Source organism: Leclercia sp. S52 (assembly GCF_039727615.1).
Taxonomy (GTDB): Bacteria; Pseudomonadota; Gammaproteobacteria; order Enterobacterales; family Enterobacteriaceae; genus Enterobacter; species Enterobacter adecarboxylatus_B.
In genome coordinates, this window is record NZ_CP152474.1 from 3,569,195 (window position 1) to 3,590,016 (window position 20,822).

General features: G+C 59.4%; 12 protein-coding genes and 5 pseudogenes. 5 read left to right on the forward strand and 12 right to left on the reverse strand.

Features of this window, described 5'->3' with window-relative positions; all coding sequences use genetic code 11:
• Positions 1–215 precede the first annotated feature (215 nt).
• Entirely contained in the window at positions 216–944 is a 729-nt protein-coding gene (gene trmJ / locus AAHB66_RS17085; RefSeq protein WP_142486709.1) for a tRNA (cytosine(32)/uridine(32)-2'-O)-methyltransferase TrmJ, read from the reverse strand.
• A gap of 124 nt (positions 945–1,068) precedes the next feature.
• Here trmJ and suhB point away from each other — a divergent pair, with 124 nt between their 5' ends.
• Positions 1,069–1,875 carry an inositol-1-monophosphatase gene (suhB, locus tag AAHB66_RS17090; RefSeq protein ID WP_142486710.1) on the forward strand — a complete coding sequence of 269 codons (807 nt, stop codon included), beginning with the start codon at positions 1,069–1,071 and terminating at the stop codon, positions 1,873–1,875.
• 84 nt (positions 1,876–1,959) lie between these two features.
• On the opposite strand, the pseudogene AAHB66_RS17095 reads toward suhB, so the two are convergent.
• Positions 1,960–2,926: pseudogene (locus AAHB66_RS17095) on the reverse strand (nickel/cobalt transporter).
• Positions 2,917–3,556, reverse strand: a pseudogene (locus AAHB66_RS17100) (DUF1007 family protein). The pseudogenes AAHB66_RS17095 and AAHB66_RS17100 overlap by 10 nt, the downstream one beginning before the upstream one ends.
• A gap of 123 nt (positions 3,557–3,679) precedes the next feature.
• Here AAHB66_RS17100 and csiE point away from each other — a divergent pair.
• Entirely contained in the window at positions 3,680–4,957 is a 1,278-nt protein-coding gene (csiE, locus tag AAHB66_RS17105) for a stationary phase inducible protein CsiE (protein ID WP_347113743.1), read from the forward strand.
• Here csiE and AAHB66_RS17110 read toward each other — a convergent pair.
• The 4 genes and pseudogenes from AAHB66_RS17110 to AAHB66_RS17125 all read right to left on the reverse strand — a co-directional run bounded on the left by AAHB66_RS17110 (position 4,954) and on the right by AAHB66_RS17125 (position 11,795).
• Positions 4,954–6,090, reverse strand: a complete 1,137-nt coding sequence (locus AAHB66_RS17110) for a 3-phenylpropionate MFS transporter (protein WP_347113744.1) — start codon at positions 6,088–6,090, stop codon at positions 4,954–4,956. The two genes, csiE and AAHB66_RS17110, sit on opposite strands and share 4 nt — an antisense overlap.
• Before the next feature lie 72 nt (positions 6,091–6,162).
• Positions 6,163–7,009: pseudogene (locus tag AAHB66_RS17115) on the reverse strand (aldose 1-epimerase).
• A complete protein-coding gene (locus AAHB66_RS17120) occupies positions 7,006–8,448 on the reverse strand; it encodes a sugar porter family MFS transporter (RefSeq protein WP_347113745.1) in 1,443 nt (480 codons plus the stop codon). Before AAHB66_RS17120 ends, AAHB66_RS17115 begins: the two are co-directional and overlap by 4 nt.
• Positions 8,449–8,519: 71 nt before the next feature.
• Positions 8,520–11,795 (reverse strand): DUF5107 domain-containing protein, encoded by a 3,276-nt coding sequence (locus AAHB66_RS17125; RefSeq protein ID WP_347113747.1) that lies wholly within the window; start codon positions 11,793–11,795, stop codon positions 8,520–8,522.
• Positions 11,796–11,910: 115 nt separating this feature from the next.
• On the opposite strand from AAHB66_RS17125, the gene AAHB66_RS17130 reads away from it, so the two are divergent.
• Together AAHB66_RS17130 and AAHB66_RS17135 are read left to right on the forward strand one after the other, a co-directional pair.
• Positions 11,911–13,107 carry an ROK family transcriptional regulator gene (locus AAHB66_RS17130; protein WP_347113748.1) on the forward strand — a complete coding sequence of 399 codons (1,197 nt, stop codon included), beginning with the start codon at positions 11,911–11,913 and terminating at the stop codon, positions 13,105–13,107.
• A gap of 126 nt (positions 13,108–13,233) precedes the next feature.
• Entirely contained in the window at positions 13,234–13,656 is a 423-nt protein-coding gene (locus AAHB66_RS17135) for a DoxX family protein (RefSeq protein WP_347113750.1), read from the forward strand.
• Positions 13,657–13,704: 48 nt separating this feature from the next.
• Here AAHB66_RS17135 and glyA read toward each other — a convergent pair whose 3' ends face one another.
• Positions 13,705–14,958 (reverse strand): serine hydroxymethyltransferase, encoded by a 1,254-nt coding sequence (glyA, locus tag AAHB66_RS17140; protein ID WP_166183378.1) that lies wholly within the window; start codon positions 14,956–14,958, stop codon positions 13,705–13,707.
• 305 nt (positions 14,959–15,263) lie between these two features.
• Between glyA and hmpA the strand changes: the two genes are divergently transcribed.
• Complete coding sequence (gene hmpA / locus AAHB66_RS17145; protein WP_347113752.1) at positions 15,264–16,454, forward strand: NO-inducible flavohemoprotein; 1,191 nt, start codon at positions 15,264–15,266, stop codon at positions 16,452–16,454.
• A gap of 83 nt (positions 16,455–16,537) precedes the next feature.
• Here the strand turns inward: hmpA and glnB are convergent, their stop codons facing one another.
• From glnB to qseE, 4 genes and pseudogenes are all read right to left on the reverse strand, one after another.
• A complete protein-coding gene (gene glnB / locus AAHB66_RS17150) occupies positions 16,538–16,876 on the reverse strand; it encodes a nitrogen regulatory protein P-II (RefSeq protein WP_039029746.1) in 339 nt (112 codons plus the stop codon).
• Positions 16,877–16,955: 79 nt separating this feature from the next.
• A pseudogene (gene glrR / locus AAHB66_RS17155) lies at positions 16,956–18,294 on the reverse strand (two-component system response regulator GlrR).
• Positions 18,291–19,049 (reverse strand): two-component system QseEF-associated lipoprotein QseG, encoded by a 759-nt coding sequence (gene qseG, locus AAHB66_RS17160; RefSeq protein ID WP_347113754.1) that lies wholly within the window; start codon positions 19,047–19,049, stop codon positions 18,291–18,293. The pseudogene glrR and the gene qseG overlap by 4 nt, the downstream one beginning before the upstream one ends.
• A pseudogene (gene qseE, locus AAHB66_RS17165) lies at positions 19,046–20,481 on the reverse strand (two component system sensor histidine kinase QseE/GlrK). The gene qseG and the pseudogene qseE overlap by 4 nt, the downstream one beginning before the upstream one ends.
• Positions 20,482–20,822: the final 341 nt, after the last annotated feature.

The following is a 20,822-nucleotide window of genomic DNA, read 5'->3' on the forward strand; positions in this document are numbered from 1 at the left end:
CCCGGGGATTTTTATTGTAAAGTGGGGGTATTGCATAGCAGGGCCAAGTCTGACATTCCCGACTAATTTGGTCAACTATTTACTTGACTGTTTTAGTCAGGTATTTAACCTTCTGTGCGCTCATGAGTTTTGCCCGGCGGCGCTTCGCTTGCGTGCGGCCTGATGCCCTCACCCCGGCCCTCTCCCACGGGGAGAGGGGGGGGAAACAAACGGCACTACTCTTTATTCTTCTGCTCAATCGACGCCAGAATACCGCGCAGGATGTTCAGCTCCTGGCTTTCCGGACGTGCGCGGGTAAAGAGGCGGCGCAGACGGTTCATCACCTGCCCCGGATGACCGGCGCGGATAAAGCCGGTGGCGAGCAGGGTCTGCTCCAGATGACCATAGAAACGCTCGAGGTCATCCACCAGCGGATACGGGGTCTCTTCCGGCGCAGCGTAAGTCTCTTTCTCCTGCGTTGCCAGCCACGCCATCCGCACTTCGTAGGCAATAACCTGCACGGCCATCGCCAGGTTCAGCGAGCTGTACTCCGGGTTGGCGGCAATGGCGACGTGATAATGGCACTTCTGCAGCTCATCGTTGGTCAGCCCCACGCGCTCACGGCCAAACACCAGCGCCACCGGGGCATGCTGGCCTTCGGAAACGCTTTTCAGCCCGCATTCACGCGGATCGAGCATCGGCCACGGCAGGGTGCGCGAACGCGCGCTGGTGCCGACCACCAGGCTACAACCGGCTAAAGCTTCATCCAGGGTATCGACGATCTGCGCGTTGCCAATCACGTCGCTGGCACCTGCGGCGAGGGCGATGGCCTGGGAGTCAGGTTTCACCAGCGGGTTAACCAGCCAGAGATTGGTTAAGCCCATGGTTTTCATAGCGCGGGCCACGGAGCCCATATTGCCGGTATGCGATGTTTCGACCAGCACGATTCGGATATTTTGCAGCATAATTTTTCTGAGTCTGGAGAATATTCGGTGATGTTATCATAAACGGAAGACATATTCCGATCCCGCTGGTATACTCTGCGCCGTTTTCGTATCCCCGTTCTTTAACATCCAGTGAGAGTAACCGATGCAACATCCTATGTTGACCATCGCCGTGCGCGCAGCGCGCAAGGCGGGTAATGTAATTGCCAAACACTACGAGACCCCAGATTCCGTAGAAACCAGCCAGAAAGGCAGCAATGACTTTGTGACTAACGTCGATAAAGCCGCAGAAGCGATTATTATCGAAACCATTCGCAAATCTTACCCGCAGCACACCATCATCACCGAAGAAAGCGGTGAGCATGCAGGCGAAGATCAGGATGTTCAGTGGGTTATCGATCCTCTGGATGGCACCACCAACTTCGTTAAACGTCTGCCACACTTCGCTGTTTCTATCGCCGTACGCATCAAAGGCCGTACCGAAGTGGCTGTGGTTTACGATCCAATGCGTAACGAACTCTTCACCGCGACCCGCGGTCAGGGCGCACAGCTGAACGGCTACCGTCTGCGCGGCACCAACGCTCGCGATCTCGACGGCACCATCCTGGCGACCGGCTTCCCGTTCAAAGCCAAACAGCACGCACCTGCGTACATGAAAATTCTGGGCAAACTCTTCACCGAGTGCGCTGACTTCCGCCGCACCGGTTCCGCTGCGCTGGATCTGGCCTACGTTGCCGCTGGCCGCGTTGACGGTTACTTTGAAATTGGCCTGAAGCCGTGGGACTTCGCTGCTGGCGAACTGATTGCCCGTGAAGCGGGTGCGCTGGTGTGTGACTTCACCGGTGGCCACAACTATATGCTGTCCGGCAACATCGTTGCAGGTAACCCACGCGTTGTGAAAGCAATGCTGGCGAACATGCGTGACGAACTGAGTGAAGCGCTGAAGCGTTAATTCTGATTGTCTTGCCCGGTGGCGCTAGCGCTTACCGGGCCTACAAGACCGTAGGCCGGGCAAACGCAGTGCCGCCCGGCAATATTAAAACGGCCGCATCCCCCTGCCCGCCGGCACCGCACTGACCCACATCATCACCGCCGCCACCAGCAACACTACCCCACCGGCTAATGCCAGGGTTGTCCATCCGATCTGTCGCCACAGCACCGGCGCTTTATTGCCGCTGAGCCTGACCGCCAGCTGACGAAAACCGTGCACCAGCAGCGCCAGAGAAGAGATTGTTAGCCCCGTTCCCGCCGCCATGGCCAGCGCCGAGGCCACGCCCCAGCTGAACACGCCGATCACCTTACTGAACAGCAGCACCATGATCGCCCCGGAACAGGGTCGCATGCCCATCGACAGAATAATCATCGTCCGCGCCCGCCAGTCGTCCGCGCGCTGGATCTGCGTCGGGCTCGGCAAATGCTGATGGCCGCAGCCGCAGCTGGCATCGTGAACGTGATGCGGGGTAAAGGCTTTAAAGGTCGGTTTACGCAGCAGGGCGCGCAGTTTTTTCAGCGCCCGCCAGCAGAGCATCAGCCCCAGCACACCCACCAGGGCATAGCTGCCCTTCTCCAGCCAGAAGCTGCTCATGTGCAGATCCCGCGCCGGGAGTTGCAGCAGCGTTAACACTCCCACCACCAGACCGATCGCCACCCATCCCTGTAACAAAGAGGAGGCCAGGGTTAAGCCGATACTCGATTTCAGCTTTGAGGGATGGGTGGCAAGCCAGGTGGCGATAACGATCTTGCCGTGGCCCGGCCCCAGGGCGTGCAGCACGCCGTATAAAAAGCTGAATATCAGCAACGACCCGCCCGCCGCCGTCGGATTGTCGGCCACCGCCTTCAGCAGGCCGCTCATCTGCTGGTTGACGTCCCGCTGCCAGAGAATGCTCTGGCGCATCACCTGCGGCCACGCCTGCCAGAGCCAGATTCCCCCCCGCCACCGCCACCACCAGAAACAGCGCCAGCGGCCAGAGATCCCACCCGCGGCGTGCGCGAACTACTGACATTGCAGGGTCACCGTCTGGGCAAACTGTTTGCCAAGATCCATATCTTCCGGAGGCGCATCGTCTTTATCCAGCGAGCTGGCAAAGTTCAGCGTCTCATCGCTGGGCTCCGGAGTATCCACGCTGACGGAACAGCTTTTTTTGCAGCTCAGCAGGCAGCGACACATCGTCATCCTCGGCGTAGCTCATGTCCACGTAGTAGGAAGGATCGAAGGTGGAGAAGGTATATTTCTGGCCGGCCAGCGGCTGCGGCTCCGCCAGCGGCAGGATAAAGGTCAGCACCGCCTGATGCTCCTGGCGGGTCATGCCGTACCGGGTGGGCCGGTTGAGGAATTTCACTTTCTGCCCGTTATGCCAGAACTCGGTGAAGTAGTGCTGACCGAGCACGTTGGCCATGACTTCTGCCGCCAGCTTTTTCCAGATCTCATCCCCCGGCTTTGCATTTCCGGCATCGTAAAGCAGATCGGCGGAGGTCAGCTCATCCATCGCCCAGCGCATCTTCAGCCCGGTAAGCTGATTGTCCTTCACCACGATCTGCGTTTTCAGGGTGATAAAGCTGTGAGGGTGCGCGGCGGCGGCAAAAGACAAAACCGCCAAAAAAAGCGTCGTTGCGCTGCGTTTCACTGTTTGCATCTCATCCTCACGTCAAAAATTCTGTGATGTTCACCCGCATTCCTGAAGGAAAGCCCGGCATCCTGTGCTACGGGGTACATCCTTTAGCTATTCTTATCAAACACCCTCACTGGAACCCGACAGATGATGACGACTCTCGAAATGCCATCTGCACTTTCCAGTTCGCAGCGCCGCTGCCAGGTTCTGTTGATGCTGTACGTACCGGGCTTTCGCGCCACTCTGGAAAGCATCGGTGAAATCAATGGTGTCGATGATGCCCTCTGCCGGCAGGATATCGACGAGATGCGCATGGAGATCCAGCGCTATCACCAGCTCGACATTGCGACACAGCACGATGGCTGTTACCTGCTGGAAGGTAGCCACCTTAATCAACGCTTATGCCTGCTGCACTGGTTGCGTCGGGCATTACGCCTCTGCCCCCATTTCGTCGCGCAGCAGTTTACCCCATCTCTGAAAATCGCGCTAAAGCAGCTCGGCATCGCCCGCACTTTATATGACGATACCAACCTGCGGGCGCTGATTAATTTTTGCTCCCGCCGCCTGCAGCGCCAGTTTGAATGCCGGGACACGCAGTTTTTGCAGCTCTATCTGCAGTACTGCCTGCTCCAGCACCAGCTGGGCCTGAGCCCGGAGTTTTCTGTGGTTCAGCGCAACTGGACCCAGTCGCGCAACGAATATCTGATGGCGCAGGAGATTGTGCGCCACTGGCAGCGCCGCGTGGCGCAGGTGCCTCACGCCGATGAGCAGCCGTTTCTGGCGCTATTGTTTATGATGCTCCGCACGCCGGATCCCCTGCGCGATGCGCACCAGGAAGATGACCGCCTGCGCCGCACCATCACCCGCATGATCGCCCGCTTTCATGGGCAAACCGGGATGCAGTTCAGCGACGAGCAGGGGCTTACCGACCAGCTCTATATCCATCTGGCCCAGGCCCTGGACCGCTCGCTGTTTGGCATCGGTATCGACAACAGCCTGCCCGAGGAGATCCACCGTCTCTATCCACGCCTGATGCGGACCACCCGGGAGGTGCTGTTCGAGCTGGAGGCGGAGTTTGGCCTGCGGTTCTCCGAGGAGGAGTCGAGCCTGGTGGCGGTGATCTTTGGCGCCTGGCTGATGCAGGAGAGCGATCTGCATGAAAAGCAGGTGGTGTTGCTGACCGGAGAGGACAAAGCCTGCGAGGAGCTGATTGAACAGCAGCTGCGGGAGCTGACCCTGCTGCCGCTGAACATTCGCTATGTGACGTTACAGGCCTTTCAGAAGGAGGGGGCCCCGCGCGAGGCCGCCCTGGTGGTCACGCCCTATACCACCGCCCTGCCGCTGTTCTCGCCGCCGCTCATCCACGCCGTCGAGGCGTTGAATGCGCAGCAGCAGGAACATATTCGCGCCATGCTGGAGTCTTAGCGCGCTGCCACCCGCGGACGCAGCAGGACCGCGGGCAGCGCTACCAGCGCCATCACCCAGAACACCCCGTGACCGAGATGCTGGTAAAGGAAACCGGCGAAGACGGTCATGATCGCAATACTGCCCCCCATCGCCACCGCCGAGTAGACCGCCTGCAGGCGGATCACATCCCCGCCTTTACGCGCCGAGATATAGCGCATCGCTGCCAGGTGGCACACCGTGAAGGTGCCGCAGTGCAGGATCTGCGCGACAATCAGCCACGGCAGCTCGGTGGTCCAGCCCATGATCCCCCAGCGGGCGATACCGCAGACGGCAGAGAGCAGGAGCAGATCCCGGGCGGTAAAGCGGCGGAACAGTCGGTTGCTGAGGGCAAAGATGATGACCTCCGCCACCACGCCCAGCGACCAGAGATAACCGACGGCCGAAGCGGAATACCCGGCGCTCTGCCAGTAGAGGGCGCTGAAGCCATAGTAGGCGGCATGGGCTCCCTGCAGCAGGCAGACGCAGGCGAGGAAACGCCAGCTCTGGGCCACCAGCGAGCGCCATGCCGGCCAGCCGGCGCTCTCCTGCTGGCGGCTCTCGCCCTGCGGCATTACCGATGGGCGAAGCAGCATCCCGAGCAGCATCGACATAATCCCGACGCTCAGCAGGGCCAGAATGGCGCGATAGTCATACAGGCTTACCAGCTTGCCCACCAGCGCCGAGCCAATCACAAAGGCGATTGAGCCCCACAGCCGCACCCGGCCATAGTCCATGGTGATCTGCTTTTGCCAGGTATTGGCCAGCGCATCGGTCAGCGGCACCAGCGGCGAGAAGAAGAGGTTGAAGCCCACCATCACCACCACCAGCCAGGCAAACTGCTGGCTGACCCAGAAGCCGGCCATAAACACCAGAGTGAGCAGCGCCAGCACGCGCACGGCTTTGATTAACAGGGAGGGATCGCTGACGCGCGGGGCAATAAGCAGGCTACCGAGAAAACGCGCCACCAGGCCCGAGCCGAGCAGGACGCCAATCATCTCCGGAGTGAGACCGATTCCCTTGAGCCAGACGCTCCAGAAAGGCAGAAAAATACCGTAGCTAAAAAAGTAGGTGAAGTAGCTGAGCGCCAGCCAGCGTGTGGAATGCAAAACCATGAATCCCTCCCGTTTTGGAGGCGATAGTCTGGCGGTAAAAACAGGCTGGCGCAAGCGGGCATTAACCGCTTATTAACAACTACCGGCAGTGCTTTCAACGGCAATTTCCATCGCAAACTGGGTGCTGTCGCCCGGGCGTAAAACCACCAGCCCAGGCTGCCCGGGCAGGTTGTGGGCGTTGACCGGGTGGCTCTGCGGCTCGAGGCATAAGAATGATTTACCCGACATTCTGAACAGCATCAGCCAAGGAGTTTGCGCGGTAATTGTGATGTTCATCACATCACGATGGATCGTCGCCACGCCGTTCCAGCCGGAGTAGCCGACATTCAGCCAGCCATCGCCCCCCCTGCTGCGCCGTGGTGAAATCGATATCGGGCGGGATCTCGCTCTGCCACGCCTGGGGTAAATGGTGCTCCCCTTCCGGCCAGTAGCCGCTGGCGCAAAATTGCAGGCGACTGCGGGCATCAAAGTAAAACCACGGGTGAAAGCCCAGGCCGTACAGCATCGGCTGCGGCCCAAGATGGGTGAGCATTAGCTCCGCCCGCAGCACGTTTCCACGCAGCTGATAGCGCAGCGTCGCCTGATAATCAAAGCCGCACGCATGCTGACGGCGCAGCGTCAGAACACACTCCGTATCGGTGAGCGACACCACCTGCCAGAGAGCCTGCCAGCCATCCCCGTGTAAAAAGAAACGCTCATCCACCGGGCTTTGCGGCAGAGTAATCTCCCGCCCCTGAAACGCAAAGCGATTGCCTGCCACCCGGTTGGCCAGCGGCACCATCGGAAACAGCGCGCTTTCCCCCTCATCCCACAACACGGGCTGCCCATGGGTGAGAGAGAAAAGTTCCTGCAACCCGCCGCCCTGCGGGTTGACGCGCATCCGCAGATGCGCGTTTTCTATCAACAGCAGGTCCATCAGTGTACGCGCCCGGCATCTGCCGTCGCGGCCACTTTGCTGTGCTGTTTCTCCAGCTGCTCCTCCAGCGCCTCCAGCGTCACGCCTTTGGTTTCCGGGACTTTACGCAGGATGTAGAGATACCCGGCAGCGCAAATCACGCCGTAGAGCAGGAAACTGCCCGCCGCCCCCAGCCCGGCATTGAGCAGCGGGAAGGTGTAGGTCAGCAGGAAGCAGGCGATCCACAGCGCCAGCGTCCCCATCGACATCGCCAGACCGCGTACGCGGTTGGGGAAGATCTCCGACAGCAGCACCCAGGTCACCGGGGCCAGGGTCAGGGCATAGATGGCAATTGCCGCCAGCACCAGCAGCAGAACCGGCCAGCCCATGATGTTCATGGCGTAGGCGCTGGCGATCAGCACGTAGATGATGGTTAAGCCCGATGCGCCCAACAGCATCAGCTTGCGGTGGCCAATCTTGTCCACCAGCGGCAGCGCCGCCAGGGTAAAGACCAGGTTGATGATGCCGGTCGCCACAATCGACTTCAGGGTGTCGTTGATATCAAACCCGGCCGAGGCGAAGATCTCCTGGGCATAGTTGAAGATGACGTTGATCCCGCACCACTGCTGGAACATCGCCAGCACCATGCCGATGATGACGATCGGTTTGACCTGCGGCTGCAGCAGGGTGGAGAACGCCACTTTCTGGGTGTCTTTTTCCAGGGTGTGGGCGATCTCTTTTAAAGTCTGGCTGGCGTATTCCGGGGTGCCAATACGCTCCAGCATGGCGCGGGCACGATCCGGCTTACCCGCCTTCATCAGCCAGCGCGGGGATTCAGGAACAAAGAACATCAGCACCAGGAATGCCAGGGCCGGAACCAGCTCGGCACCGAACATCCAGCGCCAGCCGGTTTGTCCGTTCCAGGTCTGGACGATGGCCTCCTGGGTCGCCCCAGGCGCCACCGGCTCGGCGATCATCAGGTTAATCAGCTGCGCCGCCAGCACACCCACGACGATGGTCAACTGGTTGATGGCCACGAAGCGACCGCGCTTATCCGCCGGGCTGACCTCGGCGATATAGAGCGGGCTGAGCGCGGAGGCGAGGCCAATCCCGACCCCGCCGACGATGCGATAGACCACGAACATGTCAAAGCTGCTCGCCACCGCCGTGCCCCACGCCGAGGCGCTGAACAGCACCGCCGAGAGGATCAGCGGCCATTTGCGGCCAAATTTATCGGCACACCAGCCGGAAACCAGCGCCCCGAAGATACAGCCCACCAGCGCCGAACTCATCGCCCAGCCGGACTGCGCCGGATCGGTGATCGAGAACCAGGCTTCATAGAAGGGTTTGGCCCCGCCAATTACCACCCAGTCGTAGCCAAACAGTAATCCACCGCAGGCGGCGACCAGACAGATTGTCCAGACGTAGCCCATTTTCAGTTGTGTCTGCGCACTGTTATTCATGTTGATTCCTCTTTAAGGGAAACGCAGGGTACAGAGGGTTAACGGGTGAGTCTCCCCACCCGCCGGGTCAGTTAATGGAAAATGTTGGTGGCCTGCGCATGCTGAATCAGATGCGCTTTATCATGGGCCGGGTTCAGTGCCAGCAAGGCCGCCAGCTGGCGTTTGCAGGCCGCAACATCACCCAGCCCGGCATAGCCCAGCGCCTCAATAAACAGGCAGTGCTGCTGATGCTGATGACCGGCTGGGGTATCCAGCACCACCAGATCCGGCAGCGAGACCGCAAAGAAATCGGCCTCCGGCACGTCGTCGCGATGGGCTTCCACCCAGGCCAGGAACCCCTGGAAGTGGCGCTCCGCCGCGGCGCTGTCATCCAACTGCCGCAGGGCCATCCCCTGCCAGAACAGGTAATCCGCCGGCTGATCGTTGTAGTAGCGTCCGGCATCGAGGGTCGAGCTCCCCTGCGCCGCCCGGGCAAAGCAGCGCTGCGCCTCGGCCTGCGCATCGCCGCGGGCGTGGCAGTAGCCCAGCAGATACCAGATATCGTTATCGGTCTGCCCCGGCAGACGCCCTTCCCCCAGATTGTGCGGATAGCGCAGGGCCGCCTGCAGCAGGGCTATCGCCTCGCGGAACTCGCCGCGGGCGATGTGCTGCAAGGCGCGATGCTGCTGGTTGAGCAGATACTGCCCGGTCACCTTGCCTTCGCCGCCTTCCCACGGATGGAACTGACGCGCCTGAAGCACCTGCGCCGCAGCGTCGTAGCGCCCGGAACCGTTCCACAGACTTAACAGTTCTGCAGTGAGGTCATCGCGTTTCAGCGCCACCTCCTCCCGCTCGGTGAGCATGGCGAGGCGTTTCGCCACCGGCTGGCCGGTGAGCTTATGGAGATAATCCAGCTCAAACAGGAAGCGTGGGTTATCCGGCTCCAGCTCCACGGCGCGCTGCAGATGCAGCTCGGCCAGCGCCAGGTTGTGCTCTTTATTCCAGGCGTAGATCCCCAGCAGGCGGTGCGCCGGCGCAAACTGCGGCTCCTGTTCCAGGGTGGTTTGCCAGCACAGCACCGCATCGTCGTAGCGGCGCTTGCTGTACCAGAAGCAGCCCAGCAGATAGCGAGCGAAGGGATCATCCTGCAGGGTTTGCAGCATCTGCACTTCATCCAGCGCGTTCGGGAAACGTACCCGGTTAGGTTCGCTGCGGCGCGCGGCGGCAATGTAATGGGCGCGCGTGGCGGGATCGTCGCTTAAGGCGGCCTGCCAGAGCTGGGGCAAGGTCTCCTGGCTGTCGAGCAGATCCAGCATCTCCCGGGCGGCGTCGCGCATCCCCATCGAGGTTAACCAGCCCGCCAGCACGCAGGCATTGGCTCCGCGACGGCCGGTAACCTGCAGGAGCCGATCGCGCGCGGCCTCGTCCCGGCCGATCGCCCAACGGGCGTAGTGCAGGGCGTAACTGAGGGGATGGGTTTGCAGGCAGCTTGCAATGTACGCGAGTGCGGCGCTTTCGCCTTCAACCTGAGCCAGGGCCAGGGCTTTCAGCCCCATCGCCAGATTGTTACTGGCGTTGATCCCGAGGCTGATGTCGACTTTTTCCAGCGCGTCAGCGTAATTGCCGCGCTTCATCGCCAGCCGGGCCAGCGACCAGAACGCAGCATCGCGGCAGTTTCCGCTCCACGAGGCTTTGTAGTAGCGATCCCAGGCAGCATCATCGTTCCCCTGCCGCTCCAGGGCCGTCGCCAGCAGCTGGCTGGCTTCGCCATCGCGCGGGTTCTTATTCAGCTTATGGGCCCGCACCAGCGCGGCTTCGGCACAGCGCTGCGCCAGCCCCCAGTCGGCGCGGTTCAGCGCCAGGGTGCCCAGCGCCACGTTGTTGCGATAGTCGTGGGCATCCAGGTCCAGCGCGCGGCGGTAGTAATCCTCCGCGTAGCGGCTGGCGTGGTTGTACTGCTCCAGATGCTGACCAATAAAATAGAGTTCATCGCTGTTGCTGATGTTTTCCGGCATCGCGGGCGCGGTGGCCGGATCCGGCAGCGGGGTCTCTTCGGCGATATGCTCCTGGTAATGCAGCAGGGTGTGGCCCGAGGTCTCTTTTACCGTCAGGGTTAAGCGCTGCGGCCACGCATCCGCCAGCGCCTGCTGCCAGCTTTCGCCCGGCATCAGGGTCAGCTGCGTCTCCCACACCGGCTTGCTCTCTGCGGTCAGTTCGAGACGCACGGCGTTAAGCGGGGCGATGGCGTAGAGGCCGAGGTGAAGCTGCTGCTCGCGGCGTTCCAGCTTAAGCGCCAGCTGCGTGTTGGCGTTCTGCACCTGCCCCAGTTCGCTGTAGGGCAGGAAGTTCTGCACGAAGATCTTCTCTTCATAAGGGGCAAGCCAGGTGAAATCAGGTTGGTTATCGGTGAAGACGCCGGTCATCAGCTCGATATAAGGGCCGTTTTCATCGGTCAGATTGCGATCCCAGGCGCGGCCAAAATCGTCATGGCCCCAGGACCACTGCTTTTTACCCGGAGAAACGTGGTGATCGGCCACGTGCAGCAGGCCGCCGCGCTCGCCGTGATGGTAAGCGCCGACAAAATCGTAGTCCGATTTTTCCGCCATGTAGGAGGTGGGGACCGGCACGTTTTTGTAGCGCGAGATGTCCACGCCCGCCGAGTAATCGATCTTATAGTAAGTGCCGGTGGCGATCGGGAAGGCCGAGACCGCGCGCTTACCGTGGTCAAACACCGCGGTGACGTCCGGCGGGAAGACGCTCTGATGATCGTCCCCGCCCTTCACCGCCGGGTTGGCCCACCACAGGAAGTGGCGCGGCGTGGCGTTGCCGTTGAAGACTTTGCCGGTGATTTCAATCAACGCCCGGTCCGGGTAGAGCGTAAAGCCGGTCATTACCTGCAGGCCGCGCATCGGCTCGGCCTCGCCCAGCCAGACGGTCTGCGCCCCGCTCTCCTGGGCCTGGATGGTCACGTCGACCGGCATAAAGGTGGTCGGGCGATGGTGCTGCGGCCAGTTAAATTCGATGCCGCCGGAGATCCACGGCCCCAGCAGGCCCACCAGCGCGGGTTTCACCACTTCGTTGTAGTAGACGAAATCGCGCTCCTGGACTTTGTCATACGCGCGATGAATACGTCCGCCCAGCTCCGGCAGCAGCATGATGCGGATGAAGTCGTTTTCCATCCACACCGCCTGGTAATCGCGCATCTCGCGGTTCCCGGTCAGGGTATCGGTTACGCCGTAGGGGTAGACCGCGCCGGAGGAACCCTGGTACACGCGTTTCTCGAGGAACATCGGGTTGGTATCTTCTGCGCCGGTGGTCCACGTCGGTAATGCGACGGTCTCCCGCCAGACCTTCACTGCTCCAGACATATTCACTCTCCAGTAAACAAATAACAGTAAAAAGCGATAAGATGGCAGTGTAGAGAGGAATTCAGCGCGCTGATTGCGTAATGCTCACGCAATACTATTAACGGAGTTTAGTGAAATGCAGATAGCCGGTCTGAACAACCAGCGGGTGCGGCAGCATAACCGACGCACGATCATGGCGCTGATCTGGCGCTACAAGCGCCTGAGTAAATCGCAGCTGGCGCAGCACACAGGGCTGTCGATCCCCGCCGTGAGTAAAATTCTGGACGAGCTGGTAGCCGATAAAAAGCTGGGGCATTCCAGTGAAAATCTCAGCACCCGGGGGATGAACAGCGGCCATTATCAGATCCCCGATGAGGGCCCACTGATACTCTGCATGAATGTCAGCCCCACCAGCATAGAGAGCCAGCTGATCGACGGGCGCATGTCGCCGCTGGGCGATTTTACCTGGACCGACGTTAACGCCCGCACGCCAGAGGCGTTGTTGCAGGCCATCGAAGGCCTGTGGCAGCAGCAGCGTAAACGCTGGCCAGGGCAGCGGATCAATCTGGCGCTCGGGATCCACGGCCAGGTGGATACCGCCACCGGGGTGTCCCAGATCATGCCCCAGGCACCCTGGAAAAAACCGATCGAGATTAAGTATCTGCTGGAAGAGAAGCTGGGCATCACGGTGATGGTGGATAACGACTGCGTAATGCTGGCGCTGGCGGAAAAATGGCAAAACCCGGCCAACCGCGACGATTTTTGTGTGATTAACGTCGATTACGGCATCGGCTCCTCGTTCGTCATTAACGGCCAAGTCTATCGCGGGACGCTGAACGGCAGCGGGCAGATTGGCCACACTATTTTCGATCGCGACGGCGTGGCCTGCGCCTGTGGGCGATACGGCTGCCTGGAGACGGTCGCCTCCCTGTCGGCCCTCAAAAAACAGGCGCGGCTGTGGCTGAAATCCCAGCCCGGCTCCCTGAGTCTCGACCCGGACACCCTCACCAGCCTGCAGCTGCTTGACGCCTGGCGTCAGGGTGATGCCAATATTCAGCGCTGGGCAGACGAGGCCGCCAACGCCATCGGCCTGACGCTCTACAATCTGCTCAACATCCTCAACATCAACCAAATCTGGTTCTACGGCCGCAGCTGCGCCTTTGGCGAGCGCTGGCTGCAGACCATTAATCGCCAGATTGGTTTTACCCCCTTCGATCAGGGGGACGCCGTGCGCAACCGGCAAACGGAAATCGCCTTTGGCGGCCTGACCCGACAGCAGCAGATCATCGGTATTGGTTATCTGTTTGTGGAGGATGCGCTGGAGGCAGGCTGAGGGGAAGATGCCGCAGTCAGGCAAATTTACATCAGTCTAACGCCTGATTTATGAAGAAAAGCTGAATGGCGGGCCGGCATTTTGTGTATTAGCTTTAAGATAAATCCCACCCACAACGAGCCTGCTATGAACACACTACGGTATTTCGATTTTGGTCAGTCCCGGGCGCTGATCCTGCTGATCGCCCGTCTCGCCCTCATCGCCCTGTTTATTATTTTCGGTGTGCCAAAAATGTTCGGTTTCGACGGCACGGTGCAATATATGGCGAAGCTGGGCGCTCCGATGCCGACGCTGGCGGCCATTGTGGCGGTGATCATGGAAGTGCCCGCCGCGATTCTGATCGTGCTCGGCTTTTTTACCCGTCCGCTGGCGGTGCTGTTCGTCTTTTATACCCTGGGTACGGCGGTGATTGGTCACCACTACTGGGATATGAGCGGCGACGCGGTGATGCCCAACATGATTAACTTCTTCAAGAACATCAGTATCGCCGGCGGATTTCTCCTGCTGGCGGTCGCCGGGCCGGGGGCTATCTCCATCGACCGCCGTTAGCCATAAAAAAAGGCCGCATGCGCGGCCTTTTTGTTCTGCCGGGCAGAATTATGCGTAAACCGGGAAGCGCGCGCAGATATCCAGCACTTTGGCCTTCACGCGTTCGATAACGGCTTCGTCGTTGATGTTGTCCAGCACGTCACACATCCAGCCAGCCAGCTCTTTCACTTCCGCTTCTTTAAAGCCGCGGCGAGTCACAGCCGGAGAACCGATACGGATACCGGAGGTCACGAACGGGCTCTTCGGATCGTTTGGTACGCTGTTCTTGTTAACGGTGATGTTGGCGCGGCCCAGGGCAGCGTCAGCTTCTTTACCGGTCAGGTTTTTATCAACCAGATCCAGCAGGAACAGGTGGTTTTCAGTGCCGCCGGAGACCACTTTGTAGCCACGGTTCAGGAACACTTCCACCATCGCTTTAGCGTTCTTAGCAACCTGCTGCTGGTAAACCTTGAACTCAGGCTCCATCGCTTCTTTCAGCGCCACGGCTTTCGCCGCGATCACGTGCATCAGCGGGCCGCCCTGCGCGCTTGGGAATACCGCAGAGTTCAGTTTTTTATACAGATCGTCGTCGCCGCCCTTCGCCAGGATCAGGCCACCGCGTGGACCTGCCAGGGTTTTGTGAGTCGTGGTGGTGACCACGTGGGCGTGTGGAACCGGGTTCGGGTAAACGCCTGCGGCGATCAGACCGGCAACGTGCGCCATGTCGACGAACAGGTAAGCACCGATGCTGTCGGCGATTTCACGCATTTTTGCCCAGTCAACCACGCCGGAGTAAGCAGAGAAGCCACCGATGATCATCTTCGGTTTGTGCTCTTTGGCCTGCTTCGCCATGTCTTCGTAGTCAATTTTACCGGTCTCATCAATACCGTAAGGGATGATGTTGTACAGTTTGCCGGAGAAGTTAACCGGGGAGCCGTGAGTCAGGTGACCGCCCTGCGCCAGGTTCATACCCAGAACGGTGTCGCCCGGCTGCAGCAGCGCGGTGTAAACAGCGAAGTTAGCCTGAGAGCCGGAGTGCGGCTGCACGTTAGCGTAGTCTGCGCCAAACAGCTCTTTGGCACGGTCGATCGCCAGCTGCTCAACGATATCAACGTATTCGCAACCGCCGTAGTAGCGCTTGCCCGGGTAACCTTCAGCGTATTTGTTGGTCAGCTGAGAGCCCTGCGCCTGCATCACGCGCGGGCTGGTGTAGTTTTCGGAGGCGATCAGTTCGATGTGCTCTTCCTGACGTACTTTTTCCTGCTCCATAGCCTGCCACAGTTCGGCATCATAATCGGCAATGTTCATTTCACGCTTTAACATCCGCATCTCCTGACTCAGCTAACAAGTAAATTTTTGCCTGAAAAAGGCGGTCCAGTTGGACGACGGGCAACAGTATAACTGATTAGCAGAGTGATAACAGGTCTTGACAAACGATTTTACGCAAACGTTTACCTACCCGCCACGCAAGGGTTTGAGCAATAACGCACTCACCGGGTAAAACGGATTTCTTTTCAGGTTTGTGATGCAGTTAATTCAAGTTGCAAAGAACCATTTACAAAGCAGGGTTATTTTTTATAAGATGCATATAAAATACATCATTAAAGTAACATTTGAAGGAAGCTGCTATGTTAGACGCACAAACCATCGCGACCGTTAAATCCACTATTCCCCTGCTGGTTGAAACCGGCCCTAAACTCACCGCCCATTTTTACGATCGTATGTTCGCGCACAACCCGGAGCTCAAAGAGATTTTCAACATGAGCAACCAGCGCAACGGCGATCAGCGTGAAGCGTTATTCAACGCCATTGCCGCGTACGCCAGCAATATCGAGAACCTGCCGGCGCTGCTGCCAGCGGTGGAAAAAATCGCCCAGAAACATACCAGCTTCCAGATCAAACCCGAGCAGTACAACATTGTTGGCAGCCATCTGCTGGCGACCCTGGATGAGATGTTCAGCCCGGGCCAGGAAGTGCTGGACGCATGGGGCAAAGCCTACGGCGTGCTGGCTAACGTGTTTATCAACCGTGAAGCGCAGATCTACAGCGAAAACGCCAGCAAGAACGGCGGCTGGGAAGGCACCCGCGCCTTCCGTATTGTGGAAAAAACGCCGCGCAGTGCGCTTATCACCAGCTTTGAATTTGAGCCGGTCGACGGCCAGCCGGTTGCCGATTACCAGCCGGGCCAGTATCTGGGCGTGTGGCTGAAACCGGAAGGCTTCCCGCATCAGGAGATCCGCCAGTACTCCCTGACCCGCAAGCCAAACGGCAAAGGCTATCGCATTGCGGTGAAACGCGAGGAAGGCGGTCAGGTCTCAACCTGGCTGCATGACGAAGCCCGCGTCGGTGACGTGGTGCATCTGGCCGCGCCGGCGGGCGATTTCTTTATGGCGGTGGATGCCAATACCCCGGTGACGCTGATCTCCGCCGGTGTCGGCCAGACGCCAATGCTGGCGATGCTGGATACCCTGGCGAAATCGCAGCATAAAGCCCAGGTCAACTGGTTCCACGCCGCAGAGAATGGCGAAGTACATGCGTTTTCTGATGAAGTGAAATCCCTGGCTGCCGGGCTGCCGCACTTTACCGCCCATACCTGGTATCGCCTGCCGTCGGATGACGACCGTGCCGCAGCCCGCTTTGACAGCGAAGGCCTGATGGCGTTAAGCCAGCATAAAGAGCAGTTCCACGCCCCGGAGATGCAGTTCTACGTTTGTGGCCCGGTAGCCTTTATGCAGTATGCCGCGGCGCAGCTGGTTGAGCTGGGCGTTAACAAAGACAACATTCACTACGAATGCTTCGGCCCGCATAAGGTGCTGTAATGCAAAAAAGCCCCTCTCACGAGGGGCTTTTTTTCGCCGGGTGGCGGCTGCGCCTTACCCGGCCTACAAAACCGTTAGCAATGTTAAATCGCGGCGTCGTCTTCTTCGCCGGTACGGATACGGATCACGCGCGACACGTCAAAGACGAAGATTTTACCGTCACCGATTTTGCCGGTCTGCGCGGTGCGGATAATGGTATCCACGCAGGTCTCCACGATGTCGTCCGACACCACGATTTCAATTTTTACCTTCGGCAGGAAATCGACCATGTATTCCGCGCCACGGTACAGTTCAGTGTGGCCCTTCTGACGACCAAAGCCTTTCACCTCTGTCACCGTCATACCGGTGATGCCGACTTCCGCCAGCGCTTCACGTACATCATCCAGTTTGAAAGGTTTAATAATCGCATCAATCTTTTTCATGGTGGTCCTTAAACTTATGCCTGTCAGCTGCCTCGTAATCGGTTGCTCACAGTATCATATTCAGGCGGAATTTAGCGCATCACTCTTTAAAATCGTTTGCTTCCAGCTCGTGGCGCGACAGCAGCTTATAAAACTCGGTGCGGTTACGTCCGGCCATTCGCGCGGCGTGGGTAACGTTGCCTTTGGTGATCTGCAGTAACTTACGCAGGTAGTTAAGCTCAAACTGGTTGCGGGCCTCGACGAAGGTCGGCAAGGCGGTGTTCTCTCCCTCCAGCGCCTGCTCCACCAGCGCATCGCTGATCACCGGCGAGGAGGTGAGCGCCACGCACTGCTCAATCACGTTCACCAGCTGACGCACGTTACCGGGCCAGCTGGCGGTCATCAGCCGCTTCATGGCGTCGGTGGAGAAGGCCCGCACAAAGGGCTTATGCCGCTCGGCGGACTGGCGCAACAGCTGGGTGGCCAGCAGCGGAATATCTTCTGCCCGCTCCGCCAGCGCCGGGATCTTCAGGTTGACGACGTTGAGACGATAGAAGAGGTCTTCACGGAACTCGTTGCGCGCCATCGCCTTGGGCAGATCCCGGTGGGTGGCGGAGATAATGCGCACGTTGATGTCGATATCGCGGTTGCTGCCGAGCGGCCTGACCTTGCGCTCCTGCAGCACGCGCAGCAGTTTGACCTGCAGGGGGGCCGGCATATCGCCAATTTCATCGAGGAATAAGGTCCCGCCTTCAGCGGCCTGGAACAGCCCTTCCCGGCTGCTGACCGCCCCGGTAAAGGCCCCGCGCGCGTGACCAAACAGCTCCGATTCCAGCAGCTGCTCGGGCAGCGCCCCGCAGTTGATGGCGATAAAGGCGTTTTTGCCGCGCGGGCTGGCGTTGTGGATCGCCTGGGCGAGGATCTCCTTCCCGGTGCCGCTCTGGCCGTTAATCAGCACGCTGACATCGGACTGCGCCACCATCCGCGCCTGCTCCAGCAGTCGCAGCATAATCGGGCTGCGGGTGACAATCGTCTCCCGCCAGGTCTCATCCCCGGACGGCGCGGCGTGCTCCAGCGCATCGTCAATCGCTTTATAGAGCGCGTCTTTGTCCACCGGCTTGGTGAGGAAGCTGAAGACCCCCCTGCTGGGTGGCCGCCACGGCATCGGGAATCGAACCGTGAGCGGTAAGGATAATGACCGGCATGCCGGGCTGCAGCTTCTGGATCTCAGTGAACAGCTGCATGCCGTCCATTTCATCCATCCGCAGGTCGCTGATGACCAGATCGATCTTCTCGCGTCCCAGCACCTTCAGCCCTTCCTGACCGCTCTCGGCGGTCACCACGCTGAAGCCCTCGCTCACCAGACGCATACCCAGCAGCTTCAGCAAGCCGGGGTCATCATCCACCAGCAAAAGATGTGCAGGTTTTCGGCTTGTCATGGCTTTACGTCCTCTTGTTTCGGGGTATCGCTGTCCGGCACCGTCGCGTCGCCATCGGCGGCTTTCGGCGCATCCGGCAGATAGTTACTGACCGGCTTGCGGGTGGAGAGCTGCCGTTCAATATCGGTCAGGTTTTCCAGCTTCCGGGTGGTGGTATCCAGCTGCGTGCGTAAATATTGCTGCTGCTGGCGCAGGGTATCCAGCTCACCGTCGGTCGTCTGCTGTAACTTGCCGTAGCGGGAGCGCTCCTCCGCCAGCTGCAGCTGCAGTACCTGCCCGTGTCGCCAGAGCTGATACAGCGGGCGCACCTGGGCCGGGATTTGCGGGCTCAGCGCATCCAGCCGGGTGGTCAACTCTCGCCGCTCCACCGGGTTAATTTTGGCATTCGCCAGCAGGAGTCCGCGTTTAAAGCTCTCCTGCCAGGTGTCATCGGTCCAGCCCCGCGCCTCTGCGCGCGCGGCCGCGGGTGAGAGACGATCCGCGCAGTCCATGCCGCGCAGCCAGAAAAGCGGGTTGCTGTCGGTCTCCTGACCGTGAAGCTGCCAGATATTATTGCAGTCCGTAGAGAGGAAGTCCGCCAGCTGATGTTCAGGCAATTTTTCATCCTGCTTGTCGCTAATCGTTGGAGCGGGTGCGTGGGTGACGCAGCCGGCCAGCAGCAGGCAGGGAAGACTCAGGCGGATAAAGTGGCCGGAAAATACCGCGTTAATGGCGCGGGAAAAGACGTGTGACATACTCACCAGACTTAGATTCATTTCAGTGATTTTTCCGACTCAAGCGGCAGTTCGATGCGAAAACAGACATCGGTACGGTCGTCATTGACAAGATTAAGCTCTCCCTGCATACGACGAATGCAGTCGCGGGCGATGCTCAGCCCCAGACCGCTTCCCTTAACCGCCCCTTTGCGTTGATGGCTCCCCCTGGAAAAAGGGTTCGAAGATCATCGTTTTTTCATCGTCGGGGATCGGGTTTCCGGTGTTGGCGACATCGATACAGACTCGCGAGCCGCGCGTAAAACTGCGAACATAAATGGTACCGGATTCAATGCCATAGTGCACCGCGTTGGAATAAAGATTATCCAGCACGCTCATCAGCAGCATGGGTTCAGCTAAACAGGCGGGCGTCGAAAGTGCCAGTTCAGTATGCATCATTTTAGCCCGTGCAGGCAGGCTATGGGCGGAGAGCACCATTTCCACCAGCGGGGCCAGCTCGACGCGCTCCAGCTCGGGAATGCCGTCGGCCAGCTTGCGGTTGTAGTCGAGCAGTTGCTCAATCAGTTTTTGCAGATTGCGGCTGCTGGCATCGAGGATCTCCACAATCTCTCCCTGCTCCGGCGTCAGCGGCCCGGCGACCTCGTCGGCCAGCAGTTCGGTCCCCTCGCGCATGCTGGCGAGCGGGGTTTTCAGTTCGTGGGAGATATGGCGTAGAAACTGGTGGCGCTGGGATTCGAGCCACGCCAGCCGCTCAGAGAGCCAGATGATGCGTTGCCCGACCGAGCGCAACTCGCGCGGGCCGGTAAAGACCACGGTATTGCCCAGCGAGCGCCCCTCCCCCCAGCCGGTTGATCATCCGCTCAATGCCCTTTACCGGGCCGATAATCATGCGGGTGAAGAGGAGAACTAAGACCAGGCTGACCAGAAACAGCACCAGCGCCTGCCAGCCGAAGAACTGGCCGCGCTCGGCAATCTCCTGCTGGAGCTGCTGCCCGCGGGAGAAGATCACTGCCCGGGTTGCCTGCACCATCTCGGTATTGGCGTTGGCAAAAGCCTCCAGCCGCATGGCAGACATCGCATCGGGGCCGCTGTTAAGGCACTGGAGCTGTGCCAGCGCGTTGATATCCTGGCGTAAGGCCTGATAGAGCTTATCGTCCGGCAGCACGCCGGCATGGGCATCGAGCATTTCGCTGTAGCGCTTACGCTGATTCTGATACACCCGCGCCAGGGTTCTGTCGTCGAGCACGCAATACTGCCGGTAGCTGCGCTCCATCTCCAGGGCGGCATTGGTCATCGCCTCGCTGCGGCGGGCATCAATCAGGGTGGTACGGTTGGTGAGCGCCGCCTGGGCGCTGAGGGCGTTCAGGCTCTGCCATGCCTGCCATGCCAGGACCAGCAGAGGCAGCAGGATCAGCAGGAATGCCATCATGACTAACTGTCGCAAGGAGCGAGGAAAAACAGGCCAGCGTTTCAACGCATTACTCTCTGTTACGAGGGGGTAAGAGGATGCTAGCTGGACAACCCTTCAGATACAACAAAGCCGGGTTAAAAACCCGGCTTTGTTATGGAATGAGGCGGTGCCTAACTCGACGTTTCGCCCTGGGTCTGATAAAGCAGCGCTATGATCAGTAGTTGGACGGCAGGCACCTTTTTGTGCGTCATTCGAAGTTTATGTAGCGCGTCCCGAAGGGGCTGACATAAGAGGGTGAATGAGCCACTGGTTATTATTATGCAACAGATGTGCCATATTGCAAATAAAAATATTAAATTGTTAATTTATATAAGGTTTTATAGGGATTTACTGCAGGTGCGGAA

Coding starts and splice junctions, on each gene's coding strand:
- trmJ (WP_142486709.1), bottom strand. CDS start 944: ATGCTGCAAAATATCCGAATCGTGCTGGTCGAAACATCGCATACCGGC.
- suhB (WP_142486710.1), top strand. CDS start 1,069: ATGCAACATCCTATGTTGACCATCGCCGTGCGCGCAGCGCGCAAGGCG.
- csiE (WP_347113743.1), top strand. CDS start 3,680: ATGATGACGACTCTCGAAATGCCATCTGCACTTTCCAGTTCGCAGCGC.
- AAHB66_RS17110 (WP_347113744.1), bottom strand. CDS start 6,090: ATGGTTTTGCATTCCACACGCTGGCTGGCGCTCAGCTACTTCACCTAC.
- AAHB66_RS17120 (WP_347113745.1), bottom strand. CDS start 8,448: ATGAATAACAGTGCGCAGACACAACTGAAAATGGGCTACGTCTGGACA.
- AAHB66_RS17125 (WP_347113747.1), bottom strand. CDS start 11,795: ATGTCTGGAGCAGTGAAGGTCTGGCGGGAGACCGTCGCATTACCGACG.
- AAHB66_RS17130 (WP_347113748.1), top strand. CDS start 11,911: ATGCAGATAGCCGGTCTGAACAACCAGCGGGTGCGGCAGCATAACCGA.
- AAHB66_RS17135 (WP_347113750.1), top strand. CDS start 13,234: ATGAACACACTACGGTATTTCGATTTTGGTCAGTCCCGGGCGCTGATC.
- glyA (WP_166183378.1), bottom strand. CDS start 14,958: ATGTTAAAGCGTGAAATGAACATTGCCGATTATGATGCCGAACTGTGG.
- hmpA (WP_347113752.1), top strand. CDS start 15,264: ATGTTAGACGCACAAACCATCGCGACCGTTAAATCCACTATTCCCCTG.
- glnB (WP_039029746.1), bottom strand. CDS start 16,876: ATGAAAAAGATTGATGCGATTATTAAACCTTTCAAACTGGATGATGTA.
- qseG (WP_347113754.1), bottom strand. CDS start 19,049: ATGAATCTAAGTCTGGTGAGTATGTCACACGTCTTTTCCCGCGCCATT.